Origin of the sequence: Aquisediminimonas profunda (assembly GCF_019443285.1) — a bacterium.
Taxonomy (GTDB): domain Bacteria; phylum Pseudomonadota; class Alphaproteobacteria; order Sphingomonadales; family Sphingomonadaceae; genus Aquisediminimonas; species Aquisediminimonas profunda.
This window is the reverse complement of the sequence record NZ_CP080327.1, coordinates 2,479,675-2,504,301: the sequence shown is the minus strand read 5'-3', so window position 1 is coordinate 2,504,301 and position 24,627 is coordinate 2,479,675. Positions and strand designations below refer to the sequence as shown.

The 24,627-nt window shown below is 58.8% G+C and carries 29 protein-coding genes, 1 tRNA gene and 1 pseudogene; 16 read left to right on the top strand and 15 right to left on the bottom strand.

Annotated features, from left to right (window positions below; translation table 11 throughout):
- Positions 1-2: 2 nt before the first annotated feature.
- The 3 genes from recJ to K0O24_RS12415 all read left to right on the top strand — a co-directional run bounded on the left by recJ (position 3) and on the right by K0O24_RS12415 (position 2,258).
- Positions 3-1,745, top strand: coding sequence for a single-stranded-DNA-specific exonuclease RecJ (gene recJ, locus K0O24_RS12425; protein WP_219893050.1), 1,743 nt, complete (start codon positions 3-5; stop codon positions 1,743-1,745).
- Between the two features lie 14 nt (positions 1,746-1,759).
- A complete protein-coding gene (locus K0O24_RS12420) occupies positions 1,760-2,143 on the top strand; it encodes a VOC family protein (RefSeq protein ID WP_219893049.1) in 384 nt (127 codons plus the stop codon).
- 40 nt (positions 2,144-2,183) lie between these two features.
- Positions 2,184-2,258 (top strand) — tRNA-Glu (locus K0O24_RS12415).
- A 682-nt stretch (positions 2,259-2,940) separates the two neighbouring features.
- Here K0O24_RS12415 and K0O24_RS12410 read toward each other — a convergent pair.
- A complete protein-coding gene (locus tag K0O24_RS12410; RefSeq protein ID WP_219893048.1) occupies positions 2,941-3,720 on the bottom strand; it encodes a TIM barrel protein in 780 nt (259 codons plus the stop codon).
- A gap of 242 nt (positions 3,721-3,962) precedes the next feature.
- Here K0O24_RS12410 and K0O24_RS12405 point away from each other — a divergent pair, with 242 nt between their 5' ends.
- Entirely contained in the window at positions 3,963-4,238 is a 276-nt protein-coding gene (locus K0O24_RS12405) for a hypothetical protein (protein WP_219893047.1), read from the top strand.
- A 108-nt stretch (positions 4,239-4,346) separates the two neighbouring features.
- Here the strand turns inward: K0O24_RS12405 and K0O24_RS12400 are convergent, their stop codons facing one another.
- Positions 4,347-4,952, bottom strand: a complete 606-nt coding sequence (locus K0O24_RS12400) for a TetR/AcrR family transcriptional regulator (protein ID WP_219893046.1) — start codon at positions 4,950-4,952, stop codon at positions 4,347-4,349.
- Between the two features lie 56 nt (positions 4,953-5,008).
- Complete coding sequence (locus K0O24_RS12395; protein ID WP_219893045.1) at positions 5,009-5,425, bottom strand: DoxX family protein; 417 nt, start codon at positions 5,423-5,425, stop codon at positions 5,009-5,011.
- 112 nt (positions 5,426-5,537) lie between these two features.
- On the opposite strand from K0O24_RS12395, the gene K0O24_RS12390 reads away from it, so the two are divergent.
- The 7 genes and pseudogenes from K0O24_RS12390 to K0O24_RS12365 all read left to right on the top strand — a co-directional run bounded on the left by K0O24_RS12390 (position 5,538) and on the right by K0O24_RS12365 (position 10,568).
- The gene (locus tag K0O24_RS12390; protein ID WP_219893044.1) at positions 5,538-5,858 is read left to right on the top strand and encodes a Gfo/Idh/MocA family protein; all 321 of its coding nucleotides are present in this window, start codon (positions 5,538-5,540) and stop codon (positions 5,856-5,858) included.
- Between the two features lie 3 nt (positions 5,859-5,861).
- A pseudogene (locus tag K0O24_RS16980) lies at positions 5,862-6,104 on the top strand (Gfo/Idh/MocA family protein); the annotation flags it as partial.
- Positions 6,105-6,198: 94 nt separating this feature from the next.
- Positions 6,199-6,594 (top strand): hypothetical protein, encoded by a 396-nt coding sequence (locus tag K0O24_RS12385; protein WP_219893043.1) that lies wholly within the window; start codon positions 6,199-6,201, stop codon positions 6,592-6,594.
- Positions 6,595-6,674: 80 nt separating this feature from the next.
- On the top strand, positions 6,675-7,820 hold the full coding sequence (locus K0O24_RS12380) for a Gfo/Idh/MocA family protein (RefSeq protein ID WP_219893042.1): 1,146 nt from the start codon (positions 6,675-6,677) through the stop codon (positions 7,818-7,820).
- 49 nt (positions 7,821-7,869) lie between these two features.
- A complete protein-coding gene (locus K0O24_RS12375) occupies positions 7,870-8,859 on the top strand; it encodes a 3-keto-disaccharide hydrolase (protein ID WP_219893041.1) in 990 nt (329 codons plus the stop codon).
- 2 nt (positions 8,860-8,861) lie between these two features.
- Complete coding sequence (locus K0O24_RS12370) at positions 8,862-9,689, top strand: phytanoyl-CoA dioxygenase family protein (protein ID WP_219893040.1); 828 nt, start codon at positions 8,862-8,864, stop codon at positions 9,687-9,689.
- A 9-nt stretch (positions 9,690-9,698) separates the two neighbouring features.
- The gene (locus K0O24_RS12365; protein WP_281421656.1) at positions 9,699-10,568 is read left to right on the top strand and encodes an aldose 1-epimerase; all 870 of its coding nucleotides are present in this window, start codon (positions 9,699-9,701) and stop codon (positions 10,566-10,568) included.
- Positions 10,569-10,603: 35 nt separating this feature from the next.
- Here the strand turns inward: K0O24_RS12365 and K0O24_RS12360 are convergent, their stop codons facing one another.
- The 11 genes from K0O24_RS12360 to K0O24_RS12320 form a co-directional block, all read right to left on the bottom strand.
- Positions 10,604-11,686 (bottom strand): alpha-hydroxy acid oxidase, encoded by a 1,083-nt coding sequence (locus tag K0O24_RS12360; protein WP_219893038.1) that lies wholly within the window; start codon positions 11,684-11,686, stop codon positions 10,604-10,606.
- A gap of 37 nt (positions 11,687-11,723) precedes the next feature.
- Entirely contained in the window at positions 11,724-12,128 is a 405-nt protein-coding gene (locus K0O24_RS12355; protein WP_219893037.1) for a C-glycoside deglycosidase beta subunit domain-containing protein, read from the bottom strand.
- Positions 12,129-12,161: 33 nt separating this feature from the next.
- Complete coding sequence (locus K0O24_RS12350; RefSeq protein ID WP_219893036.1) at positions 12,162-13,070, bottom strand: sugar phosphate isomerase/epimerase family protein; 909 nt, start codon at positions 13,068-13,070, stop codon at positions 12,162-12,164.
- A 447-nt stretch (positions 13,071-13,517) separates the two neighbouring features.
- Positions 13,518-13,934, bottom strand: a complete 417-nt coding sequence (locus K0O24_RS16975) for a DUF6197 family protein (RefSeq protein ID WP_425514740.1) — start codon at positions 13,932-13,934, stop codon at positions 13,518-13,520.
- A gap of 104 nt (positions 13,935-14,038) precedes the next feature.
- Entirely contained in the window at positions 14,039-15,064 is a 1,026-nt protein-coding gene (locus K0O24_RS12345) for a site-specific integrase (RefSeq protein ID WP_246610992.1), read from the bottom strand.
- A 572-nt stretch (positions 15,065-15,636) separates the two neighbouring features.
- Complete coding sequence (locus K0O24_RS16970; RefSeq protein WP_425514739.1) at positions 15,637-15,945, bottom strand: DUF6197 family protein; 309 nt, start codon at positions 15,943-15,945, stop codon at positions 15,637-15,639.
- Positions 15,946-16,265: 320 nt separating this feature from the next.
- Entirely contained in the window at positions 16,266-16,637 is a 372-nt protein-coding gene (locus K0O24_RS12340; RefSeq protein ID WP_219893034.1) for a hypothetical protein, read from the bottom strand.
- Positions 16,638-16,689: 52 nt separating this feature from the next.
- Positions 16,690-16,986 carry a hypothetical protein gene (locus K0O24_RS12335; protein WP_219893033.1) on the bottom strand — a complete coding sequence of 99 codons (297 nt, stop codon included), beginning with the start codon at positions 16,984-16,986 and terminating at the stop codon, positions 16,690-16,692.
- A gap of 131 nt (positions 16,987-17,117) precedes the next feature.
- Positions 17,118-17,426: a hypothetical protein gene (locus K0O24_RS12330; RefSeq protein ID WP_219893032.1), complete on the bottom strand. Its 309-nt coding sequence runs from the start codon at positions 17,424-17,426 to the stop codon at positions 17,118-17,120.
- A 671-nt stretch (positions 17,427-18,097) separates the two neighbouring features.
- The gene (locus K0O24_RS12325; protein ID WP_219893031.1) at positions 18,098-18,610 is read right to left on the bottom strand and encodes a cupin domain-containing protein; all 513 of its coding nucleotides are present in this window, start codon (positions 18,608-18,610) and stop codon (positions 18,098-18,100) included.
- Positions 18,607-19,551 (bottom strand): fumarylacetoacetate hydrolase family protein, encoded by a 945-nt coding sequence (locus K0O24_RS12320; RefSeq protein ID WP_219893030.1) that lies wholly within the window; start codon positions 19,549-19,551, stop codon positions 18,607-18,609. The genes K0O24_RS12325 and K0O24_RS12320 overlap by 4 nt, the downstream gene beginning before the upstream one ends.
- Positions 19,552-19,713: 162 nt before the next feature.
- Between K0O24_RS12320 and hisD the strand changes: the two genes are divergently transcribed.
- From hisD to K0O24_RS12295, 5 genes are read left to right on the top strand one after another with little or no spacing between them, the layout of a single operon-like run.
- Positions 19,714-21,045 carry a histidinol dehydrogenase gene (hisD, locus tag K0O24_RS12315; RefSeq protein WP_219893029.1) on the top strand — a complete coding sequence of 444 codons (1,332 nt, stop codon included), beginning with the start codon at positions 19,714-19,716 and terminating at the stop codon, positions 21,043-21,045.
- Positions 21,042-21,803, top strand: coding sequence for an SDR family NAD(P)-dependent oxidoreductase (locus tag K0O24_RS12310; protein WP_219893028.1), 762 nt, complete (start codon positions 21,042-21,044; stop codon positions 21,801-21,803). The genes hisD and K0O24_RS12310 overlap by 4 nt, the downstream gene beginning before the upstream one ends.
- Before the next feature lie 21 nt (positions 21,804-21,824).
- Positions 21,825-22,625 (top strand): cyclase family protein, encoded by an 801-nt coding sequence (locus K0O24_RS12305; protein WP_219893027.1) that lies wholly within the window; start codon positions 21,825-21,827, stop codon positions 22,623-22,625.
- Between the two features lie 47 nt (positions 22,626-22,672).
- A complete protein-coding gene (locus K0O24_RS12300; protein WP_219893026.1) occupies positions 22,673-23,317 on the top strand; it encodes an O-methyltransferase in 645 nt (214 codons plus the stop codon).
- The gene (locus tag K0O24_RS12295; RefSeq protein ID WP_246610991.1) at positions 23,290-24,285 is read left to right on the top strand and encodes a nucleoside hydrolase; all 996 of its coding nucleotides are present in this window, start codon (positions 23,290-23,292) and stop codon (positions 24,283-24,285) included. Before K0O24_RS12300 ends, K0O24_RS12295 begins: the two co-directional genes overlap by 28 nt.
- 2 nt (positions 24,286-24,287) lie before the next feature.
- Here the strand turns inward: K0O24_RS12295 and K0O24_RS12290 are convergent, their stop codons facing one another.
- On the bottom strand, positions 24,288-24,608 hold the full coding sequence (locus K0O24_RS12290; RefSeq protein ID WP_219893025.1) for a DUF2218 domain-containing protein: 321 nt from the start codon (positions 24,606-24,608) through the stop codon (positions 24,288-24,290).
- Positions 24,609-24,627 lie beyond the last annotated feature (19 nt).

Genomic DNA, 24,627 nt, shown 5'->3' with positions numbered 1-24,627 from the left:
TCATGTCGTTGCCCCTCTCCTTTCCCCGTTCCGTAACAGGCCGCCTCTGGACCTGGCGCGGCACCGCCGGGGAGTGTGATGACCTTGTAGACCAGTTGCTTCTCGCCCGCGGGTGCTCGCCTGAGACGATTGCGGCGCACAGAAGTCCGACCATTCGGGATTTCATGCCCGATCCGTCCATTTTCCGCGACATGGACAAGGCTGCGGAGCGGATCGCGCAGGCCGTTCGGTCGGGCGAAAAGGTAACGATCTTTGGCGACTATGACGTCGATGGCGCAACGTCAGCCGCCTTGTTGATTCGCCTGCTGCGGGACCTCGGCCTGGAAGCGGATGCCTATATCCCGGACCGGCTGATGGAGGGCTATGGTCCATCGGGCGAAGCGCTGGTCAGGCTGAAACAGGCCGGATCGACCCTGATCGTTACGGTCGATTGCGGGGCGCAGGCCTTCGATGCATTGGCCATGGCACGCGACGCTGGCGTGGATGTAATCGTCGTTGATCACCACAAATGTGCGACGGACCTCCCCGCAGCCTTTGCGCTGGTCAATCCGAATCGGTTGGATGAGGATGATGGCGCGGCCTTTGGCCATCTTGCCGCTGTTGGCGTCGCGTGGCTGCTCGGAGCGGCGCTCATTCGGCACCTGAGGACTGTCGGGCATTTCGCGGATCGCCCAGAGCCCAAGTTGCTTGAACTGCTGGATATCGTTGCACTTGGCACCGTTGCCGATGTTGCCTCCTTGCGCGGATTGAATCGCGCCTTTGTGTCCCAAGGGCTTAAGATCATGGCTGGGCGGCGCAATATCGGTCTGGATGCGCTCATCACGGCATCACGCCTCAAGCGCGCACCGATCTGTTCTGATCTCGGTTTTGCGTTGGGGCCAAGGATCAACGCTGGCGGACGGGTCGGAAAATCGGACCTCGGGGTCAGGCTGCTCACGACGAATGACCCGATCGAAGCCCGCGAGATTGCCGAGGAGCTTGATCGCCTCAACACGGAGCGCCGCGCCATCGAGGCCGGAGTACAGGAGGCTGCGGAAGCCATGGCGCTGGGCCAGGGCAATCGTGCTGTTGCTCTTGTCTGCGGCAACGGCTGGCATCCCGGTGTCATCGGAATTGTAGCCGGGCGGCTGAAGGAAAAATTCAATCGACCCGCAATTGTCATTGCGTTCGATGACGATGGGCTTGGGAAGGGATCGGGGCGCTCGATCACCGGGGTGGATCTTGGCGCAGCAATTCTCGCTGCGAAGGACGCTGGCCTGCTTGTTGCCGGCGGCGGCCATGCAATGGCCGCTGGCCTTACGGTCGAGGCAAATCGAATCGACGCCTTGGCAGATTTTCTGGAAGACCGGCTTGCCGCCGATGTTGCACGCTCAGGAGAGGACGCCAGTCTGCTGCTCGATGCCGTGGTCGCAACGGGCGGAGTTACGCCGACCTTCGTCGAGGCGCTTGAGGCGGGTGGCCCTTATGGCATGGGCTGGCCTGCCCCCCGTATTGCCGCTGGACCAATGCGTGTCATCAAGGCCGATATCGTGGGCACCAATCATGTTCGTGCCGTCATGGCAGGCGATGACGGCCGTTCCTTGAAGACGGTCGCGTTTCGTCAGTCCGAAACCCCGCTTGGCCAAGCGCTGCTTGGGGCAGGCCGCGACCGGCGGCTTTGGGTTGCCGGTCGGGCAAAGATCGATGACTGGGGTGCGCGCGCAGCAGCAGAGCTGCATATAGACGACGTCGCATTTCTGGATTGAAGGAGGAGGCTCTTATGTTCAGTCATGTCACGCTCGGCACCAATGACTGGCAGCGTGCGAGACCCTTCTGGCACGCTGTGATGTCCGTACTCGGGCATCCGATCCTGTTCGAGCATGAGCAGGGCATTGCCTTTGGAGAGGCAACCGGCCCCAAGATCTTCATTGGCCCCGCGTTTGACGGGCTTGAAGCGACACATGGCAACGGCACGCACGTTGCCTTTCACGCGAAAAGCAGGGCGACCGTCGATGCCTTTCATGCAACGGCGCTGCAACATGGAGGAACCGATGAAGGTGCCCCCGGTTTGAGGCCGCATTACCATCCGCACTATTACGGCGCCTATGTGCGCGATCCCGATGGAAACAAGCTGCAGGCCGTCTGCCACTCCAAACATGGTTGACCCACGCTGCTTTTCTGGTAAGCGCGCGGCTCGCTTTGACGGCCCCTTCGTCTAGCGGTTAGGACGCGGCCCTTTCACGGCTGAAACACGGGTTCGATTCCCGTAGGGGTCACCAGCCGCAGAAGTCGGGCGTTTCTGGTGCAGCTGGAATTCGAAGTTTCCCACAAATTTCAAAATGTTTCCCACAAGGTCAAAAATAGCCCCCAATTTTGGGAGTGTTTGAGCCGTCTCAGCCTAGGCTTTGCCAGTTTCCAGCAGGCCATACACCAACCCGACAACCTGGTAATTGCTATCACGCGCCGCACATGTGATGAGACAATTATGACGGTCCTAGACAAAGTTCGTGCGCTGGTTGCTCGCCTCTCACCCGAACCGATTTGCGACGGTTGCGTGGCCGAGAAGCTCGAATTGGCTGCCCGACAAAATGCCCGCCGCAAAGCACGTGACCTCGCGGGCTCGGACGGCTTTGAACGGCGAAAGGGGCAATGTAGCATCTGTGGCTTAGAGAAGCTTGTGACGCGACTGGTTTAGAACTGCTGCAATTACTGCGACTTGGATGAATCACCGAGTGCACAACTGATCTGTTTGCGGGCGTGAGAACCGGTGGACCCCGTATGCTATTGTTGAGAGCTTCACGTCGGCTTTCGCGAACATTTCGGACATTCAGGAGTTCAGGCGGACTCGCTAATAGCTGCCGTTTGTTAAGAGCACCGGGACGTCACAAACGCGGCCGTTAGCGGACTGTCCGTTTGCGGCTTAGCAATCAAGAAAGCGGACATTTGCCGTACGCGAATGGCTTAAACTTCCGTGCAGAGCTGCTTGATATAGGCCAGCGCATCACCAGTAGGGCTGCGGGTGGGCATGAGTTCGAGACCGATCAGTCCCCGGTACCCCAGACGTTTGAGCAGACCTAGCTGCGCTGGCCAGTCAAGCGTGCCTGAGCCTGGCTCGCCGCGCCCGGGAACATCTCCAACTTGTACATGATCTACCAGGTGGATCGCCCGAGGCAGGACCACTTCAGGATCTTCACCCTCAACGACGGATTGGTAGAGATCATAGATCAGCCTGACGCGCGGCGATCCGACCATTTCCGCCACGTCAACGCTGTCGGCCGTGGTTGAGCAGAGAACACCAGGATGATCATACCGCGTGTTGGCGGATTCGAGCAGTATGGTCACGTCAAGCTCCTCGGCGATCGGCAGAAGCCGGACGAGCGCATCGGCGAGGTTGCGGTGCTGAACCGGGCGCTTCAGCCAGGGCACGCCGCGCCCCGAGGTCACGACGATATTGCGGCATCCGAGGAATAGCGCCTCTTCTGCTGCCTGGCGAAAGGTGGCGCAGAAGCCATGGTGTGTGCCTGGGTCGACGAGCTGCGTCTGGTAATCGGCCACTGTCGTTATCAATTCGACGCCGTTCTCGTCGAGCGCCCGTTTTATGGCGGGAAGGTCTCGACCCTTGGTCAGGAATATCTCGACCTTGGAGAACCCGGCTGCGGCGGCGGCAGCAATACGTTCTTGAATCGTCTCTCCCGCGTCCTGAAATGCGTATTCAAGATTCACCGAAATCTCGTACTTCATCTAAATATCCCTTGCATACGCGCCATTCGAAAAGCGCAACCGGATTCCTCCAACCAGTGCCACCGGACATGGGCAAGATCGCGGATCCGCAATGGCTGATCGACGAGGCAAACAAGTTTTGCTTGCCTCGTCGATCACGTATAGTCTAATCAGTGATTAAATTGCAACAAACGACTGATCGAAACTGGCCGGCTTACTCATAAAGCAATCGCTTCGACCAAGAGGTGCCGATGGAGACTCAAATGAGTCCGGTGTCGCGCTTCCTCAACAACCTTACTCTGCGTCCGCAAGGCTTTACACTTGTCGTGGCGGGGTTTCTGCCGATTTTCGCGATCGTGACGATGTTCCCGGTCGTTGCATCGATGATCCAGCATTTTTCCGCTGACCCCCATGCCGCCGCAAAGGTGCCGCTGATGGTCACCGCGCCGGGGCTCGGAACCGGAGTTCCAGCGAGAGAATCTAATCGGCGATTAAATTCACGATTGCGAATCGTCAACCCTAATCATCGATTAGATTGAAATTGCGCGAAATTGATGACGGCGGTTGCTGCTCCGGGCCGGTTTTCGGGATTTTAGGCCAATGATTTGAAGGGCAAGTTGGTTAGGTCCGCAATTTGCCTGCCGCTGCTAGGGCGCTAGAGCCGATCTCACGGCGCGATCTACAACCCAGTCGCAGATTTCGTCGATACTATATTCGCCATCACCAAAGGGACGAATGATGCCCTTGTTGATCATCGAGACCAGACCATAGATGGAAGTCCACAGTCCTATGTTACGCATGCCTGCTTCCTTTTCGCTAATATCCGGCAGGCAACGCAGGATAGAGTCGGCACCCGATTGATGGCTCTTCTCCTGATATTGCTGAAGCTGCGGAGCTACATCGGGACGCGTCAGGTCGCTCTCATACATAAGCTCCAGCATATGCGGATTATCAAGGGCGAAGCGAACAAACTTCATCGCCCTCAACTTGACAACGTCAGTCGACGAAAGGCCGTCTTCAGTGTCTTGTGAGGCCTCCTGCAAGAGCGCGTCGAACTGGTCCACGGCCAAAGCCAGGAGGAACGAGCGCCGATCCGGGAAGTGATGATAGGGAGCCCCTGGCGAAACCCCAACCTGCTGGGCAAGCATACGGATCGACAGGCCCTGATGGCCATTGTCGCGTACATATTTTCGGCCCGCGTCTAACAGGTCACGACGCAGATTCTCTTTATGGTATGGCTTCTTGACGCTCATGAATACCTTCCAGGTGAGGCGATCGCCCTAACATCATTACGCTGCCATGCCAGCCATCAAATCTTTTTCAAGCTGCGCGGAACGATAGGAAAGCGCTTGGCGCGACCCCACCAAACGTAGGCCGCCAGCAACAGATAGATCATATTTATGGATGTCGCCCATGCTTCGCCACGCGTGAGATGGAAGATGATGGCGCATACCATTAATGCAACGCAGCCGATCGCCGCCCATACCGTCAAGCCGGGCAGGAGGCGGGTCAGTGCCGGCAATACCATGCCGATTGCGCCGAGCAGGTCAATGGCGCCCATCACACGCACCATTATCGGGTATTCCAGCGCCCATGGGACGCCCGCGGCAAGTTCGACCAGCGGTTTGGTCAGTTTCATGATTGCTATGCCGGTGAAAGGGACCGCGATCATAATCTGCGCCAGCCAGACCGAGAACTTCTGCAAGCCTTCGCGCGAAATCTTCATCACATCCATCCTCAAACCAAAGGAGTAGGTCTGCACAGGGCATCATCAGGAATTGACCCGGCGATAGAGGTGCCTTAATTAATCGGTGATTAAATAGCAAGGATGCGGGCCGATGGCTGAAGATCTGGTGCGTTGGGGAATACTGGGACCAGGTGGGATCGCGCGCGAATTCCTGCGCGGGACGGAAGGGTCGGCTACCGGCACGGTTGTGGCAATTGGCACGCGCAATCCGGATCGGCCCGAGCTTGCCGAGCATTTTCCAGGAATGAAAGTCCACCGCAGCTACGAAGCACTGATTGCCGATCCGAAAATCGACGCGATCTACATCGCGACACCGCATCCGTTCCACGCCGAATGGGCAATCAAGGCAGCCGAAGCAGGCAAGCACGTGCTGAGCGAAAAACCGGCAGCAATGAATGCGGCAGAAGTCTAAGCCATGTTTACCGCCGCGACCGAGGCTGGCACCTTCATGGGAGAAGCCTTCATGTACAGGCTCCATCCCATGACTGCCTTCCTTCTCGAACTGGTAAATAAGGGCAAGATTGGCGAACTTCGATTGATCCGATCTTCGTTCGGCTTTGCGATCCCGGTGTTCCTGCCCGAGCATCGTCTGTTCAAGCCGGAGCTCGGCGGCGGAGCGATCCTTGATCTGGGTGGCTATCCAATGTCGATGGCCCGGCTGATGGCAGGGCACGCCGGCGCGCGCGACGATCTCGAGCGTCGAACTCAGCAGTTATGCGCGCCACGGCCCGACCGGGGTGGAGGAGATCGCGGTGGCGACGGCAACATTCGCCAATGGCATAATCGCGCAGATGTCGATCTCATTGGCGCTCCATCAGGACAATTTTCTGCACTTGATGGGCACGGGAGGCCGGCTGGAAGTCGATGCGTTTTGGTTCGGCTCCGGCAAGTATGGCGGCACTGCCCAGATCCGCTTTTTGCCGCCGCATGGCGAGCCGGAGATCATTCGATTTACCGAAGAGCGCAATGTCTACAGCTTTCAGTTTGAAGCCGCCAACGAGTCGATCCGCGCCGGCCACGCCTGTTTCGCTTATCCAGGCATGAGCGAAGCTGACAGTCTCGCGAACGCGCGTTCGCTGGACCGCTGGCTTGCTGAATCGGAGACGGTGAAGCCACCATTGCCTCGGCCGCCACTGCCTGGCAGTTGACTCCGAAGCAGGCTTGATTTAATCAGCGATTAAATTGGATCAAGCGGAGTGGGATGGCGATGGAGCCGGTACGGGTTGGCGTGATCGGGATCGGCGATATCAGTCCGGTCTATCTAAGTGCTATCTCGCGCTCACCGGCCGTCGCGCTGCATCGGATTGCCTCGCGGAGCGCCGTCAAGGCGGAGCAGGTCGCGGCGGGATATGGCGCGACCGGATCGGACATTGCCACCCTGCTTGCCGACGATTCGATCGAGATGGTGGTCAATCTCACCCCGGCCATTGCCCATGACGCCCTGAACGCAGCCATCATTGCAGCAGGCAAACACGTCTATTCCGAAAAACCCTTCGCGCTTTCAGCGAAGGTCGCCAGCGAACTTGCCGCCAATGCGGCGCGTGCAATGGTGATGATCGGCTCAGCTCCCGATACGCTCTATGGCAGCGTGCACCAGGCTGCGCGCCGAGCCTTGGATGACGGCGCGATCGGCCGCGTGGTATTCGGCACATCATTCATCGGGCTGCCGGGCCTGGAGATGTTTCACCCCAATCCGGCGGCGTTTTACCGGGCGGGAGGCGAGCCGCCATTTGATGTGGGACCCTATTACATCGCGATGTGGATCAACCTGCTTGGGCCGGTCCGCCGGGTTTATGCGGCCTCGGGATCGGGCCAGGCCGAGCGCGTTATCCGCCGCGGTCCCCTTGCTGGTCAAAGCTTCGCGGTTGAGGTCGACAGCACGTTCAACGCGATCCTGGAGTTCGAGACCGCCTCGGTCAGTTTGGTCCTCTCGCTCGATGTGATTACGCCGATGCTACGGCCCGGCGAGCTTTACGGCTCCGACGGCATTCTTGCACTGGCCGACCCGATGTTCTTCAGCGGCGAAGCGGCCCTGACCACCCCTGGTGCGGGACGACAATCGCTTGACAGCGAAGGGCTCGCCTTTTCCAGAGCGAACAGCCGCAATCATGTTGGCGAGCCGGTCGCAGACTATCGCGGTGTCGGCCTGATCGACCTGGCGCTCGCAATCCGCAACGGCAAGCGGCATCGGACGGCCGCGGACTTCATCGTTCATTCGGTCGAAGTGATGGAAGCGATCGCGATCGCCGCGCGCACCCACCAGCCGATTGTCCTCAAGACCACCTGCGTGCGCCCGGAGGTACTCGATCCGGTTGCCGATGCGGACCTGATCGCGCTCACGCCTTCGCCATTCGACTTCGACCCAGCCCCCTGACCTCAAAATATGGAAGGGCTGCGTCGGCATGCAGCCCGAGGAGATCAACATGTTCGGACCCCACCGCCCCGCACTCCTGGCTCTCATGCTGCTGGCGTTTCCGGCAATTGCGACCGCCCAGGAAGGACCGCCAGATGGCTCGACCCCGGATGAGCAGGCCGTCATTGCCAGTGATCCGCCGTACAAGGTGCAGAACCTGAAGCTCGCCAATCTGCCGAAGGGGCACCGTGCTCCCGTGCGCTTGTTCAACAACCGCAATCTCGACGGCTGGGACAGCTGGCTTGGCTATACCGATCCGCGCGACACCTATGGCCAGCCCACCGCCAAACCGATTGGACTGAACCATGATACGACCGGCGTGTTTGGCGTCGTAAAGGAAGAGGGCCGCCCGGCAATTTACGCGAGCGGGAGAATTTGGGGCGGGCTGATCACCAAGAGGAGCTATCGCGACTATCACCTGCACCTGCAGTTCAAATGGGGCCAGAACGCCTGGTTCCCGATGCCGCGCAACAATGGGGTGCTGTACCATTCTCACGGTGCCTATGGCGCCTTCTTCGGTACCTGGATGTCGGCGCTGGAGTTCGAGATCGTACCAAAATCGGTTGGCATGCTGCTTACGGTTGGCGATTCGAAGGGCACCCATTCGTTCCGGACGGTCGACTGGCGGGTCGGCGCCAATGTCGAAGTCGGGCGCGATCCATCGATCGCTTATCCGTTTCGCCGCTTCATGCTGGGTGGCCGTCTCGGCCCGATCCAGATGCCCGCCTTCAATGTCGATGCGGGTATCGATGCCGAACGTCCACTTGGTGAGTGGAATACGCTCGACATCTATGTGCTGGGGGACCGCGCGATACACGTCGTCAATGGTATTCCCGTAATGGCCGCCAGCGGCTTTACCACCACGGATGAAAAGGGCGCGAAGCGTCCCCTTTTGGAAGGCCGAATCCAGCTTCAGTCGGAAGGCGCCGAAACCTATTTCCGCGACATCACCATCACGCCGATCTCGCGGCTTCCCCAAATTGCAATCATTGGAGGCTAGAAATGACCGAACAGAGACTGGGCCGGCAAGGCGACGACTATATCCTCTCGGCAGAGCAGATCGCACAGTTCCATCGCGACGGCTACGTCACGCTTCGCGATGTGTTGACTGAAGAAGAGCTTGCCGCAATCGAGCCCGAGTTCGAGCGGTTCATCCGCGGCGAAGTCCCCGAGATGGGGCGGGACTTCTGCGACATGTCGGGCCCCTACGATCGCAAATTCGAGGATTTCAGCCTGGTCAACGCGGTGTTGCCGCGGAAGTATCGGCCCGACCTCCAGGGCAACATCTACGAGAAGCGCGCTGCGTCGATTTCGCGCCAACTGATCGGTGAGACCGCGACGCTCGATTATGATCAGTTTCTCGCCAAGCGCCCGGCCAAGCCCGACGCAGTGTTCACCTGGCACCAGGACCTTGGCTACTGGCCGACCGGCACCCCTGAGCCGCTGACCGCCACTTGCAGCCTGGCGCTCGACGACGCAGACAGCGAAAACGGCTGCCTCAAGGTTGTTCCCGGCTCGCAAAAGAAGGGGCTGCGCCCACATTGTCCACTGATGGGCGAGGATCGTGAGAAGTCGCATATCCTCAGCGTGGAACTGACCGCTGACGATCCAATCGTTGAACTGCCGCTCAAGCGAGGCGATATAACCGTGCATGACGAGATGATTATCCACGGTTCGGGCGGCAACAGTTCACCCAACCGCTGGCGGCGGACCTATATCGCCGCGTTCCGGAGAGAGGCTTGCGTCGATTTCGAACGGTCGATCGGATTTACCCACTCGCACAATGATACGATCAACTGGGAAACCCACCTGGGCGCGCTGACGGCCTGAGACCAGGCCGTGGAAGCGAGGATCGAGATTGCATCAGGCGACTATCGCTTGACTGTCGCGCCATCGCGCGGCGGCTCGATCCTGGCTTTCGAATGGCGCGGTCAGCAGCTGATGCGCGAAGCAGCGGGGCCAGAGATTCTTGATGTGGCTTGTTTCCCGCTCGTGCCCTTCTCAAACCGGATCGTCAGTGGACGCTTTGATTGGCAGGGCCGCCCTGTCTCACTGTCGCCGAACTTGCCGGCAGTCGATCCGTACAATCCCCTTCATGGCTATGGCTGGCTTTCCGAATGGATTGTGAGTGAGGTGACATACGATACATTGCGACTTCACCAATTGTATCTTGGCAAGGAATGGCCTTGGCCTTACCGCGCCGAGCTGGTTTACGCGCTAGATGACGGGGGGCTGACCTCGCGCCTTGCGCTCTCGAACCTTGCCGACGAGGCAATGCCCGCCGGGCTGGGCTTCCATCCCTATTTCCCGCGCACGAGTGCGACCCGTTACCTTGGCCTGCACTACGGCGAGTGGCAAAGCGACGCCAGCGGACTTCCGACCACTTTGGATGAGCGGGACCGTGCGATCGATTGGTGGAATGGCGCGGCGGTCGGCACACGCAACGTCGATACGGTCTACGCTGGTCGCATAGGTGCGTTGCAGCTTTTCTGGCCGGATCGCAATCTGGCGGTCCAGATTGATTGTTCGGAGAACCTCTCGTTGACCTCCGTCTATGTGCCGCACTCTGCCGACTGGTTTTGCGTTGAACCCGTCAGCCATATGACCGGTGCGGTGAACCGCCAGGAAGTGAGCGGAGCTATATCTGTCCTGCAACCAAACGACGCAATGGTCGCGGAGATGCGTCTTCAGGCATCTACCATTCGTTAGAAGCGCCGGTTTGCCGCTGCTGTGTGGTGCAGAGTTTAGCGCGCATAAGCTGGCGGGAACCCCAGCACAGACCTATTGATGTCTTCGACACGGCAGGCACCGGTAATGGCCATGACCTCTTCAAGTTCAGTTTGTAGAAGCTGCAGAACGCGCTCGACACCTGCCGCGCCGCCGGCGGCGAGTCCCCAGATGGTGGGCCGACCGATGAGGACGCTTTTCGCGCCAAGCGCGAGGGCCCGAAGCACGTCCGCACCGCTGCGGATGCCGCTGTCGGCATAGACCTCCAGATCACTTCCCACCGCATCAACGATGCCTGGGAGCGCGTGTGCGACCGGCTGTGATGATTTGAGGCCCTGACCGGCATGGTTGGACACGATCACCGCGGCCGCGCCGTGATCGCGCGCCAGAATGGCATCTTCCGGACATATGATGCCTTTGAGGATGAGAGGCAAGCCGGACAGGCCCTTCAGCCACTCAAGATCCGCCCAGGTGACGCCCGGGTCGGGAAAGGTCGCTCCGAACGGCTTGTCGCGATAGTCACGCACGGCATACATCGCATGCTCGCCGTTCTCCCAATGGGGGAAGAGTGCTTGCCACGCTTCCCGCATCGGCCTTGGAAATGAAGGCATGACCGGCAGGTCGACCGTCAGGCACAGGGCAGAGGCACCGGCTACAACAGCGCGCGCGACAATGTCGCGCAGCACGCCGCGATCGCGGACCCAATACAATTGCTGCCAATATCGTCCCGCCGCCGCCCCGACCTTCTCTGGCGGGCGTGAGCCCATCATGCTCAGCGTGCTGACAGTCCCGGCTGCCGTTGCGCCGCTTGCCGTGGCGATCTCTCCGTCCGGATGGACGAACGTCGAACCGACAAAGGGCGCAGTGATGATCGGCATGGAAATGCGCTCGCCCAGCACGGTGACGGACGTGTCAACATGCGTGACGTCGACGAGCGCGCGCGGGCGCAAATGCATGCTGCTCCAGGCGCGAAGGTCGTCCTCCAGCGTCTGCTCCATGCCCACATTGTTCACGAAGGCCTTGTAGTTTTCCGGCATCTCCCGCTCGGCAACCGCGCGAAACTCGGCGACATCCAGAATAGCTTCGAGGTCCGTCGTCATGACTGCTGTCCTTCCCCGGGGTTTGGCTTAGGCGAGCCTAGGCGATGCAGATTGTGGCAAATCTCTCGGCACGCATCGGGAAGATGTGCACGTCGGGCGGAAAATAGGAGTAGCGAATCCGGGCCAGGACCTCGACCTTGTGGACCCCAGGCAAGAGTCCGCCGGGCTTGTCGACGAGGATCTCGCCCCATTCGAGCAGGCCCCAGCGCGCGACGGTCTCTTCGCGCATCTGAGCCATGGTATAGACCTCGTCGCGAATTCCGAAACGGTTGACTTCATGGTCGAAATGTTCACCGTCGAGCGTAACATCGAACCCGTCGAGCTGCGACAGGCGGGTGCCATGGTAGTTCGGGATGCGGATACGGACGGCAAAGCCCTGGCGCGCGCCTGCGGGACCGAAATTGCGGAATCCGGTACTCTGGATGAGTTGATGTTCAAGCATGGTAATCGCAAATCCTCTGTTTGTCCGGCCGGCTCAGGCGAACTTGCCTTCGTCGTATTCGCGTTCAAGCTGACGCAACAGCACGTGCTGGCGCCGGACCTGGTCGATCGCCCGCCACGGCGCCCGCAGCCCCTCATATTCGCTGGAAAGATACCCTGAGTAGCCTGAGCGTTTGATCGCCGAAATCACCGGCTTCCAAGGAATGTTCAGGTCGTGAAGATTGTCGTCGATGTCATGGAACTTCGCCTGGATGAAGACAACATACTTGGCGATGTCGAGGAACTCCTCCGGGTTGACGGCGATGCCGTTGAGGAATTCCATGTGCTTGCGCGCTTCTTCGTTGATCTGATGAGAGCCCCAATGGGTCAGCGGCCGGTCCTGGAAAATTCCAGTGTCGACCATCAGGCCGAAATTCTTGGTGCCGGTACGCTCAATGAAATTGATATAGCCATCGACGACCTGGTGCTTGATCGGCGTTGGCGCATGGATTTCGGGGCACATGATGACGTCAAGCTTGTGCGCCAGATCAAGGTTGCGCTCGACATAGGCCTCCCAGTTTGTCTCGGGAATTAGATCGAACGAGGTCACACCGAACTTGGGGCGGAGGAACTTGAACCCAAGCTTGTGCGCAAGCCGCAGGTCGCGCTCAAGTTCGGCCGTGCCTTCCTCGACGGTCAGGTTGTGGCTTAGTGTCAACCGCATATCGACCCAAGAACACATATTTGTCGGTTCAAGATTGTACCGGTTAAGCAGGCTGAACCAGTTATCGAGCCACGCGCTGCTCGGCTCTGGATACCCCTCAATCTGCCCCTCGCCGAGGATCTCAATGCCCGTCGCCCCTGTATCCGAGATATGATCGAACGCGTCCTCAAGAGTCATGATCGATCCATAGTCGTCAACGTAGCTGTACGTTGAGACGCCGTATTTAAACGCGCTTGCCATTTTTAGCTCCCAATGTGTCCAAACTTTCGAGCTGACTCCAGATCAATTCGAATCGCACAATTCAATCCTATCTGATCGATGATTAGATTTGTTGCAAGTCTTTCGTGTCCCACGAGCTGGCGCTAGCGTACTGACAGATTAATCGCGCCAGCCGGTAACGATGTTAGGGCAAGGGGGGCACGACAGCATGTAGCGTCCATATGTCTGCTTATGGGCAACGCATCCACGCAACTTTATGTCCAAAATGGAGGCGCGTTGCTGACGCCATCGTCGATCGGATCGAATGACCGCTTTTTGCAATTTTGCTCCCTAAAGCCGCCGTTCCGGATCGTCCAACAAAGCAGACTTAACCGGATAACAAAGCGCCCCATGGCGAATCTCTTACTTGCCATGTGTTATCGGGCCACCCAGGCGATATGAGCCCGCTCACCCGCATTGTCGGTCGCATCAACACCAAGTGCTTCGTGTGACAGTCTTTCTGGAATGGGTCGCAGGATCGAATTTGCCAATAGCTCGATCAATAAGGTCGAGCACGTCGAAATAAGTTGTATGATCTCTGTCGTTGAATGCGACGAGGGGGACACCCAGCACCCGCTGGGAGCTGATCAGCGCGCGGGAAAGATTGACGGAACCGCAGTCCCGGCGATCGGGGTGCAACGCCGATTTCTGTGAGTTCCGATGCCATTCCGCCGCTTGCCTGACTGCACCTTCCAGACTCCAGGAAACGGCATTCCAGTCTAACGGCTTGACGGGTTCACCTCTCAGGTTTCGGGCCATTGCGCCCCTCGTCCAGCGTGATGGATGTGACAGGAGGCTGCGAACAAACACGAGACCGGCGTAGACTTCGCTTGGGGTTCTTATCATCGATTGAGTCATTTCTGGTTGGGATAGTGACTTTGTGAGGTACTTGCCCCCTTTCAGTTTCGAGCCGCAGACTGCCCGGGCTCTTCTTCCCTGGAATAGGGCGCTCAATTCAACCCAGAGATCCGCCCGGCGAAGACCCGTTCCGATGCTCCTTGAGCGACCATCAGCACCCTTGCCTTCTTGGCGTAGTGTCTGACGGTCTCCGCGGTCTTACCCACAATGGCGCTGATCTCGGTATCACTCAGGCCCAACTCAGTCAGATAGCAGCAGGCGTTCTTCCCGAGGCCGTGGAAGGTGTAGAGGAGCTGCTTCTCGTCATCGATGAAGCCGAGGCTGTGCATGAGTCTGCGCAAACGCTCCTGGACCCTGTCTGTGCCCGAGAAGGGCTTGCCGAACCGGTCGTAGAGCAGGGTCACCGACTTCTTGGGGACCTTGGCGATTTCGGCTAGCCAGATCGGGTGCATCGGCACGGCCGCATCGGTCTCGGTCTTCTTGCTGCGGACTTCCATGATCTTGCCGTTGCGCCAGCCGTGCTCCATCCGGATGACATCGCTCAGCCGTTGGCCCGAGCACAGGCCGGTGACGATAGCGAGGCGCAGCATCGGGTCGGCTGCATCAAGTGCTGCCTCCAGCACATGGGCCGGCCAGGGATCGTGCTCGCCCATCGGGAGGCTCGGCACGCCTGACGCGGGGTTTGCCGAGATCCAGTCGCGCTCACATGCGAAGTCGAGCATCGCCCGCATCTTCGAGATATAGCTGTTGGCCTTGCCAGGTGTCTCGGCCATTGCGTCCCTGATCTTGTAGACATGGGCCTTGCGGAGCTCGGAGACCAGGCGATGGCCATGCTCTTCCTCGATCAGACCCAAGTAATAAGCCCAGTTGGTGCGCGTCGTCTTGGCCATGTCGGTCTTGGCGAGCATGGTGCGCTGTTCGATCACCAGGGCGCGGATTGTCCCCCTCCCCACTTTTGCCCGCTCTGGCGGCTTGCCGTTGATGCGAGCAAGTTCCTCGGCAAACCGCGGATCGGTTGGGTGCGGAAGCTTTACGTAGTGGTCTTTCCACTTGTCACCGATCTTGACCTTGAACCGGCGGTAGAAACTGCCGTTCTTCTCGACGACGCCCCGGATCATAAGTCGTCCCATGAGTTATCGTTCCCTGCGTTGAGGCCTGAACAAATGTCGATGTACCGATCGAGCACGGCTCGATCCCAAAGTCTGCGGTTGCCGTTCGCCGTACTGGGCTGCGGCAGGACGTGAAGCGCGACCTGCTTTCGAAAGCTGGTCTGACTTCTGCCCATGTACTTGGCGGCCTGCATCTCTGTCAGCAGCCTGGGCGCTGTAACATGGCTTCGGTCTGCGTTTGCGGCATGAGCGCCGCTTGTTTGAACGATCATGTTCGAAACTCTCTGATATTGACGGGGGGCGTGGCGGAGTTTGTCTTTTCGTCACCAAGCGGTGAGCCTGGCGATGAGAACGATGTCCGCTCTTTTGCTTGGAAAACCAAGGGTTTTGCGGCGCGACTACAAGGTAGTCACTCAAGTTACTTGGTCAACTTGCCGTCCTGGCCTTGTGCTTGCTCCTCCCCGAAAAGCAGCTGCTTGATTGTCGAGCCACGCTGCTGGACATCGAATGTAGCGTTAAACGGACTCGGAGGGGCCGCCAGACTCGAAATGGGGTCCAGGAGCCAGTGGGGTAGCTAAAGCTTATCTTGGTGGTCTGGTGGACTCTGCAGAGTCTTTTGAGCGCAGGCTGGTCAATACATGTCCAAATATCTTTGCAGCATTCCGGCGACATGCTTGCTCGGGCTGTTCCAACGTCAAAGTGATTGGCCTCGAAGCCAATAACGCGCGGCGGACGGCACCCGTCGCGCAGAACCTGCAGGCGTCCTGAGCCATGCCGGGGACGTTGTCGCCGTAATCGTCCTTCGCCATTGTGCCTGTTGCCCAATGGGCGGGGTCGGAGATCAAAGCGCGAGCGTCGATCAGTATCTGGCGAGTATGCGAAACAGACATGACGAAGGGTTCCCTTCAAAGGGGCGGAATAGCCAGTGGTGCGGGTGAAAGTGCGACGAACCGAGTGGCGGTCCAACTTACTTGATATACTACAATTCGTTTTTTAGCTGATTACCTTGTAATCAGTAGTCCAGTATCCCTTTATTTATTTACTTCTTCTTCTTCTAAGCCAGATGAATAGTAATATATATAAGAGAAAGACTATTGAGGAAATAATGTTTACTCCGTAAACACCATCGGTAAAAAGGACAAAGCGATTACCAGGTAATCAGCAAAAAAACGAAATGCAGTATATCAAGTAAGTTGGCCCTCCACTCGGTTCACCGCAAAACCTGACCGGTGAGTGGATCGAAAACGTCGGAATTCCGCCATTTGTAAATGTTCCGTGGCGGAACCCCGAAGTGGCTGCCGAGCTCGGCACCGTCCATGCCCTCGCCCTTGCTCCGAAGCATCATGGTCACGGGCATCGGGACATCGCCCGAGAACCGTGGCCGTCGCTGGAGCAACTTGGCGAGTAACCTTTCTGCATCTGCCTCGGTGACAGATACCAAATTGGCAATCGCTTCGGCGTGGGCGGGCTTCTGGTCGGGAACCTCGGCCCAGCCGAAGCAATCCGCCCAGAACCGGGGTGTGAACCCCGGCGTGGCCATCACGATGTCGAATTCCTCCGCCCTTGCCAAGGGCATGGACATGGGCGGTGGCGGAGGCGACGGCATTTTTAACCGCCCGCACACGTTGCCATTTTCAGTCCTTACGCAGCGAAGCGTTGCGAATGATGTGCAGATCATCGATGATCTTCCACTTCCAGCGGCTGTCGAGACCTTGCTCGTCAAGATCAAGGCGCCAAAGACAGAGAAGCTTCTGCATGATGCCATCGATATCGGGCGCTGCCAGGCCCATCATCGCCATTTTGGCTTTTGCAAAGCTGGTCTCGTTTCCGCGTTGATCGACAAAAGCGGCAAGTTCTCTTTGATAGATGGTCAGCGCATTCTTCCAGGCGTCGGGGTTGGCAGGCACGATGTGCGCAACTGGATTATCCATCGATAATGTCCTTTGAATTGATGAAATTAGAAAAGCCCACGAACATAACCAAAAGCTCAGGGCGAGTGGCTGTGACCAATTGGGTGCGGGCCTGAAAGGTTGCGGCGACGCGGCCCCTGCCCTTCTTCGCTTCAGCTTTGGGATTCGAGGATGAGCCGCCGAACATCGCCCATCAGCATGCACTTCCACTGGCTCTCGGGCGTATCATAGTCCAGATCATCAAAGAAAATGGCGTGAAGCTTCTCGTAGATACCTTCGAGATCAGGGGCTGCAAGCTTCATCATCCGGTTCTGCGCCTTGTAGTATTCGTGGCCCAGCTTGACCGGTATGCGCCCAGGGCGAGCTGCCATGTGAGCCATGAAGGCGTCGAGCGACGTCTTATAAGTCGCAACTGCGCCTTCCCACAGAACTGGGTCGGCTTTAGGGGTGGGATTAGTCATGATATTTCCTTCGGTGAAATGTTATGATCAGAGCCGGGTGCGGGATGGCAGTCTCGCCTCGGCTCGTCTTCTATATGGGTATTGGCAACGATGAATACAATAGTTGATAGCAATAAAAAACGTGGTCGGGGTCGTCCGCCAACTGGGATCGGCCGAAGCATCGGACTCCGCCTTTATCCAGATTTGACCGACGCCATTGAGACGTGGCGACTGGCTCAACCCGAGCCCATACCTTCCGTCCCGGAGAGCATCCGGGTCTTGCTGCGGCAGGCACTGAACATTGTGGACTGATTACATATACTTGCTCCTTGAATTGGAACCGATGGGAGTTGGGGAAACCGTCTTCATGCGCCAACACTACTGGCTTCGAGGCTCAGCAGGTATGTTTGCTTAGGGTTCACTCTATACAAGGGTACCACGCGCTTTTCCGGGAGATTTCCCGCGTAGGGTGGGGGATCATGGCTTCTGTAAGCCGGCATATTTCCGGGGAAACTGTAACTCCAAGCAGCAGAGCGCTACTGCTTGAACCGAAGTGCAAGGCTTATGCAGTAATTTTTGCCCATTCCCTGTATGCAAACTAACAATAAATCAGCAAGTCGAACTTTTGAAAGTTTAGCCATTACCCGAACGCTTGCCATTCTTGACTGAACATTCGTGTTGCGAAACTAGTTTTATCTTCTGTCAGGCTTCATCTCACACAGAGGCTGGCCGTTGTGGAGATAGGGGAGCGCCTCGATCAGGATGAAGCCAATCCGCGCTGCTTTGTCCGTTGTGTTGCGCCAAAGATGGTTTGTTCCCCGCTGAATGACAATGCCACCTTGACTAACGGTCTTCCTGGCGCCGCTATCGAGTTCCAGTTCGATCTCTCCTTCCAATACAATGCCGTAGTCGATCGAGTTGGTACGATGCATAGGGCTTTCGCAGCCCGGCAGCATGTCAACGATGCGGATGACCGATCCCTTATCGATGGTAAGACCCGCATCTCGCTCACGTCCATCGGTTTCATCATTGTTATCGGCGGGGACCGTTGGCGTTGTCCAGAGCAACAGGAAGCTGGCGTCGCCCGTTGCGATCATGCGGGTCGGTGTGACATCGTCCGAGTTGAACACAGCGCGACCGTTGGCGTCGTGCCCGGTGACCACGCGATGGACGGGAGGCAGGCCGCTGTCGGAACGCGCGCTCACGCCTTGACGACTTTGGCCTCGATCGCCCCAAATGGCGCATGACCGTCAGGCAGTGTCCCCTGCATCCGGACTGTGTCCCCGAACCGCATGAACTCGGTTCTGGGCGCGCCCTCATCGACGATCTCGATCCCGCGCCGCTCTGCGATGCACGAGGAGCCGCATTCGCGGAAGTTTTCATTCGAGACCGTGCCGGATCCGATTACGGTTCCCGCGACGAGATCGCGGGTCCGGCACGCGTGCGCGACCAGTTCGTGAAAGCCGTATCCCATTGGCTCGCCATTGGCCGCGCCGAAGCGTTGCCCGTTCCAATCGACCAGCAAGTCAAGGCAGGCGCGCCCGTTGCGCCAGGAATCACCCAGTTCGTCCGTCGTCACGGCAAAGGGCGCCATCGAGCACGGCGGCTTGGCCTGCACCCAGCCGAAACCGGACTTCATTTCGGGCCCCGCCAGCGCCCTGAGCGACCAATCGTTGATCTGCACGACGAGCTTGATGTGCTTCATGCAGTCGGACGCAGATGTGCCCATCGGCACTGCATCGACAATGATTCCGAATTCGCCCTCAAAGTCGATCTGCAGCCCCTCATCCGGCATCCGGACATCTTCGCTCGGGCCATAGAATTTGTCAGAGACACCCTGATACATCAACGGCCAGCTCACCGGCGGCTTGTCGATGCCCAACACCTTGTCCATCAGCGCCCCGTGGCTTGCGAACACTGAACCGTCGAGCCACTGCCAGGCGCGCGGCAAGGGCGCCATCAGGCGCAGGGGAGCGATCGGGTCCGGAAAATCCACAATGGACGCCAGGCGAGGCGCAACGTCATCCCAATTCTCAAGTGCCTCCTGCAACGTCTTGACCGGCGATACAGCGCAGGCTGCGCCATCGGGAGAAACCACGACCAGCCGCCCATCCCTCGTTCCGTCATTTACCGTCGCCAGACGCATGGTCGCACTCCTCCCCAATGTCAGGCCCAACCCGATAGGTAGCGTTATGACCACGGACAAAGGCATTCGATCAATAGACATCCATCGATACTATTTGATGGTTCGCCAGATCGCCCTGATGCAAGTGGCGACGCGAAATCAGTTTTGAAGTTTGGGAGACCTATGGCCAATTGGCTCAAGCGCGGTGCAACCGCGGAAGCGAAGGCGGATGCCGATCGCAAGGTGCGCGATATCGTCGAGGCTGCGCTTGCCGACATCGAGAAGCGCGGCGACGCAGCCGTACGTGAAATGTCGAACAAGTTCGACGGATGGGATCGCGAGGATTACCGGCTCAGCCAGGCCGAAATCGACCGTTGCGTTGACAGCCTCACGCCGCAGGAGCGCAAGGACATCGAGTTTGCCCAGAGCCAAGTCCGCAACTTCGCCCAGATCCAGCGCGATTCGATGAAGGACGTCGAGGTCGAGACGATTCCGGGCGTGATCCTTGGGCACAAGAATGTGCCGATCCAGGCGGCGGGATGCTACGTCCCCGGTGGCAAATACCCCCTTCTCGCCTCGGCGCACATGAGCGTCATCACGGCCAAGGTGGCCGGGGTTCCGCGTGTGATTACCTGCGCTCCGCCATTTCAGGGCACGACAGCGCGCGCGATTGTAGCCGCGCAGGCGATGGCAGGCGCCGATGCGATTTACGCTCTTGGCGGAATTCAGGCCGTGGGCGCAATGGCGATCGGTACCCAGTTGATCGCTCCGGTCGATATTCTTGTCGGCCCTGGCAATGCCTTTGTCGCCGAAGCCAAGCGCCAGCTCTTTGGCCGGGTCGGCATCGACCTGTTTGCCGGGCCGACCGAAACCCTGATAGTCGCCGACGAAATCGGCTGCGACCCAGAAATGGCCGCGACCGACATCCTGGGCCAGGTCGAGCACGGACCGGATAGCCCCGGCGTCTTGCTGACCAACAGTGAGAAATTCGCCCGCGAGACGATGGGCGAAATTGAGCGCCTGCTACAGATTCTCCCCACTGCAGAGCACGCCCGCAAGGCCTGGGATAATTTCGGGGAAGTGATTGTGGCGGACAGCTGCGAGGAAATGGTGCAGATCGCCAACCAGATCGCGAGCGAACATGTTCAGATCATGACGCAGGACCCGGACTACTTCCTGACCAACATGACAAATTACGGCGCGCTTTTCCTCGGAAACCGCACCAACGTGTCCTATGGCGACAAGGTGATCGGTACCAACCACACGCTGCCGACGAAGAAGGCCGCGCGCTATACCGGTGGCCTGTGGGTCGGCAAATTCCTCAAGACCTGCACCTACCAGAAGGTATTGACGGACGAAGCCTCAACATTGGTGGGCGAATATTGCAGCCGCCTCTGCGCGCTGGAAGGTTTTGCAGGGCACGGTGAACAGGCGAACATACGCGTGCGCCGTTTCGGCGGCCGCAACGTTCCCTATGCCGGACAGGCCGAACCAAGCGAGCTGACGCGCGCGTGACCGCAAGCCTGCCCCAGACCCCAAGTTTCCGGCTTGATGGCAAGCGCTGTATTGTGACGGGTGCCGGCCGCGGGATTGGGCTTGCGGCCGGGGCTGCCTTGGCCGACGCGGGTGCACTGGTTACGCTTGTCGCGCGCACGGCTGCAGAAATAGAGGCTGCTGCTGCCCGAATTGGCAGGAACGCAATTGCTGCTACGCTCGATGTGTCCGACCTTGCTGCAGTCTCGGCATTCTTCGAAAGCCGAGAGCCATTTCATGTGCTGGTCAACAATGCGGGCACAAACCGCCCAATGCCAATGTGGGACGTGAGCGAGGCAGATTATGACGCGGTTCTGAGCCTCAACCTCAAAAGTGCTTTCTTCGTGGCCCAAGCCTCCGCCAGGCGCATGATCGAAACACAAACGGCCGGCAGCCTGATCCACATGGGATCGCAGATGGGCCATGTCGGCGGACCCAACCGTTCGCTCTATTGCGCCAGCAAATGGGGACTTGAAGGCATGAACAAGGCCTTCGCGCTGGATCTTGCCCAGCATGGCATAAGATCCAACACGATTGCGCCGACTTTCATCGAAACACCCCTGACCCGACCGATGTTCGAGGACGAAGGCTTCACGGCCAATGTTCTGGCCAGAATCAAATTGGGGCGTATTGGAAAAGTGGAAGACTTGATGGGCGCAGTGCTATTTCTTGCCACTGACGCTTCTGCACTAGTGACCGGAACCAGCCTTGTCGTGGATGGCGGCTGGACCGCAGACTGAAAACCCTAGGGAGAATGTGAAATGCCCCGCCGTTATGTTGATCTTTCGATGACCCTTTCCAATGACGTGATCAGCGATCCGCCGTTCCTGAAACCTCATATCGACTATGAGACCCACAAGGACACCCGCCACGAGCTGGAGAATTTCTTCCCCGGCGCGGATATCGACGGGATCATCGGCGGCGATCCGTTCTGCGCTTCCGAATGGGTAAAGCTTACGACCCACAGCGGCACCCATGTCGATGCACCCTGGCATTATCACGCCCAGCAGGACGCAAGTCTGCCCGGCGGCGCCCGTGCTTCGCAGACCATCGACCAGATGCCGCTTGAATGGTTTCTCAACCCCGGCGTGAAGCTCGATTTTCGCCACAAGAAAGACGGATATGTCGTGACCGCCGACGATATCGAGGCCGAACTTGAACGCATCGGACATGACTTGCAGCCGCTCGATATCGTCGTTGTCAACACCGCCGCTGGCATGGCGTTGGCGAACCGCGATCCGGCCTATGTCAGCCGCGGCGCCGGTGTGGGGTATGAAGGCACAATGTATCTGCTTGAACGCGGTGTACGCGTGACGGGAACCGACGCCTGGTCATGGGATGCGCCGTTCGTCCACACCAAGGCCAAGGTCGAAGAAACGAGCAATCCAAAGCTGATCTGGGAAGGCCACCGCGCCGGCCATGACATCGGCTATTGCCACATCGAGAAGATGCACAACCTCGAAGCCATTCCTTCAACCGGATTCACGATCTCATGCTTCCCGGCCAAGATCCAGGGCGCTTCGGCTGGCTGGACGCGAGCCGTGGCCATCTTCGAGGATTGATTGGGTCGCGCCTTCGCCCCGCGATGGCACTGGAAAGGCAGGGAAAAATGCATTTTTCCGATCGGAAGGTCGCTGCGGTCTTCGCCCGCTACGACAGGCGCGAGCAGGCCGACAGCCAACGCATGCGGGAGCTTGGCCCCGCAGCATTCGCCATTCGCGATGAGTTCCTGTTGCCGGTCGGCCCGGAAGTCGGGGCCTTCCTTCACGCATTGATCCTCGCCCGGCGTCCTCGACGGATCCTCGAACTGGGCACATCCTATGGATACTCAACGCTGTTTCTCGCAGATGCGGCCCGATCGGTCGGGGCCAAGGTCGTGACGATTGAAATCGCCGATTACAAACAGGCCCATGCCCGGACACAATTGGCCGAGGCGGGGCTGGACGATGTGGTCGATTTCCGATTGGGAGACGCAGTTGCCATGATCCGGGAGGATAGCGGAAGCTTCGATTTTGCGTTGCTCGACATATGGAAGGAACTCTACCTTCCCTGCTTTGATGCCCTGTATCCAAAGCTGGATGAAGAAAGCGTGATCTGCGCCGACAACATGATTTCGCCCGAGATCGCCCGACCCGAAGTGCGCGAATATCGAAACGCCGTGCGGGAAAAGGCAGATCTTCAGACCGCACTCTTGCCGATTGGGCAGGGTATCGAGCTGACCGTCAGGTGGCGCGACGGGAATCCGAAGCTATGATCGCCCGTCGTGGATTGCTCGGGGCGGCCGGAGCAGCAGTCGTGACAGGGCTCCTCGCGCGGCCAGCGCGTGCCCTGCCCTTCCGCACTATCCCGCAGAAGCCGTCGGCGCGCATCATCATCGACAATGATTTCGCTGGCGATCCCGATGGCCTGGTAGCGCTTACGCACCAGCTACTAAGTCCAACGACCATGACCGTGCTGATTACCAGTTCGGTGCTGGACCCCAAATTCGCGCAGGGCGAACTCAAGACCCGATCCGCAGCACTTGGGCGCGAGAAGGCGTTGGAGCTTCTTGCGAAGGCCGGCATCACAATGCGTCCAATGGTGTTGGCCGGAACCGAGGAACCCGGCTCACTCGCGCCAAGCAATGCCGCAAGAGCGATTGTCGCAGAAGCAATGCGCGATGATCCGTTGCCGCTTTTCTTCACATGCGGCGGACCGCTCACCAACCTGGCCGCGGCACTAGCGCTTGAGCCACGTATCGCGTCCCGGATGACCGTGGTCTGGATCGGCGGCGGCCCCTGGCCGAAGGGCGGGTGGGAATATAATCTTGACTGCGATCCGGGCGCTGCTCGCAAGGTCATCGAAGAGACGACGATACCGCTTTGGCAGGTTCCGGTGAATGCCTATCGCCAGATGCAATATCCGGTATCAGCCCTGCGCGACAAGCTGCAGACAATGTCGCCGTTCGGAGCCTGGCTCTACGACCAGTTCACCAACCCGCCGGATTTTGTGAGCGTCGGCGGCGCGTGGCCATTGGGGGACAGCCCGTTGGTTCTGCTCACTGCGCTGACGCCAGACAGCAGCGATGTCATCGATCGCGAGGCGCGCCGGATTGGGACGGATCTGGCCTATGGCGATCCGATTGCCGGACGCAGCATCAAGGTGTTCGAACGCCTCGATGCGCGGTTGGCGTTCGAAGACTTCTTTGCCCTCATGCACCTGCACGCGCGCGGGGCCGCCTGACGTCAGCCATCCTGCCACCGATAGAATAGCTCCCCTTCACGGAAGGCAAAGCGGTTGAGGTGACGTTCGACGGCGCCCTTAAGCCCGTCAAGCTGGCCCTGAGCGGACGCTTCGATGCGGCATGTCAGCGCCGTTTCTGAAGCTGTCATCGTGAAGATCCCATCTCCGGGCCACTCCGCTCCCCGAGAATCCTTCGGGAAGATCACCTTCCCCTGTTGGGTGTCGAATTCGACGGTGAGGTTGTGCGCCCAATGCTTGCACAATTGCTGGAGATAACGGCTGCCTTTGTCCGTCGGGACGATGGCAGTGCTGACGTGGTTCATGTTCAGAGTCTTTCGGTCT

Coding starts and splice junctions, on each gene's coding strand:
- K0O24_RS12360 (WP_219893038.1), bottom strand. CDS start 11,686: ATGACGACGGACCTCGAAGCTATTCTGGATGTCGCCGAGTTTCGCGCG.
- K0O24_RS12400 (WP_219893046.1), bottom strand. CDS start 4,952: ATGAGCGTCAAGAAGCCATACCATAAAGAGAATCTGCGTCGTGACCTG.
- recJ (WP_219893050.1), top strand. CDS start 3: ATGTCGTTGCCCCTCTCCTTTCCCCGTTCCGTAACAGGCCGCCTCTGG.
- K0O24_RS12390 (WP_219893044.1), top strand. CDS start 5,538: ATGGCTGAAGATCTGGTGCGTTGGGGAATACTGGGACCAGGTGGGATC.
- K0O24_RS12300 (WP_219893026.1), top strand. CDS start 22,673: ATGCATTTTTCCGATCGGAAGGTCGCTGCGGTCTTCGCCCGCTACGAC.
- K0O24_RS12375 (WP_219893041.1), top strand. CDS start 7,870: ATGTTCGGACCCCACCGCCCCGCACTCCTGGCTCTCATGCTGCTGGCG.
- K0O24_RS12345 (WP_246610992.1), bottom strand. CDS start 15,064: ATGATCCGGGGCGTCGTCGAGAAGAACGGCAGTTTCTACCGCCGGTTC.
- hisD (WP_219893029.1), top strand. CDS start 19,714: ATGGCCAATTGGCTCAAGCGCGGTGCAACCGCGGAAGCGAAGGCGGAT.
- K0O24_RS12305 (WP_219893027.1), top strand. CDS start 21,825: ATGCCCCGCCGTTATGTTGATCTTTCGATGACCCTTTCCAATGACGTG.
- K0O24_RS12335 (WP_219893033.1), bottom strand. CDS start 16,986: ATGGATAATCCAGTTGCGCACATCGTGCCTGCCAACCCCGACGCCTGG.
- K0O24_RS12290 (WP_219893025.1), bottom strand. CDS start 24,608: ATGAACCACGTCAGCACTGCCATCGTCCCGACGGACAAAGGCAGCCGT.
- K0O24_RS12320 (WP_219893030.1), bottom strand. CDS start 19,551: ATGCGTCTGGCGACGGTAAATGACGGAACGAGGGATGGGCGGCTGGTC.
- K0O24_RS12410 (WP_219893048.1), bottom strand. CDS start 3,720: ATGAAGTACGAGATTTCGGTGAATCTTGAATACGCATTTCAGGACGCG.
- K0O24_RS12405 (WP_219893047.1), top strand. CDS start 3,963: ATGAGTCCGGTGTCGCGCTTCCTCAACAACCTTACTCTGCGTCCGCAA.
- K0O24_RS12355 (WP_219893037.1), bottom strand. CDS start 12,128: ATGCTTGAACATCAACTCATCCAGAGTACCGGATTCCGCAATTTCGGT.
- K0O24_RS16975 (WP_425514740.1), bottom strand. CDS start 13,934: ATGATAAGAACCCCAAGCGAAGTCTACGCCGGTCTCGTGTTTGTTCGC.
- K0O24_RS12330 (WP_219893032.1), bottom strand. CDS start 17,426: ATGACTAATCCCACCCCTAAAGCCGACCCAGTTCTGTGGGAAGGCGCA.
- K0O24_RS12350 (WP_219893036.1), bottom strand. CDS start 13,070: ATGGCAAGCGCGTTTAAATACGGCGTCTCAACGTACAGCTACGTTGAC.
- K0O24_RS12395 (WP_219893045.1), bottom strand. CDS start 5,425: ATGAAGATTTCGCGCGAAGGCTTGCAGAAGTTCTCGGTCTGGCTGGCG.
- K0O24_RS12340 (WP_219893034.1), bottom strand. CDS start 16,637: ATGTCCATGCCCTTGGCAAGGGCGGAGGAATTCGACATCGTGATGGCC.
- K0O24_RS12420 (WP_219893049.1), top strand. CDS start 1,760: ATGTTCAGTCATGTCACGCTCGGCACCAATGACTGGCAGCGTGCGAGA.
- K0O24_RS16970 (WP_425514739.1), bottom strand. CDS start 15,945: ATGTCTGTTTCGCATACTCGCCAGATACTGATCGACGCTCGCGCTTTG.
- K0O24_RS12370 (WP_219893040.1), top strand. CDS start 8,862: ATGACCGAACAGAGACTGGGCCGGCAAGGCGACGACTATATCCTCTCG.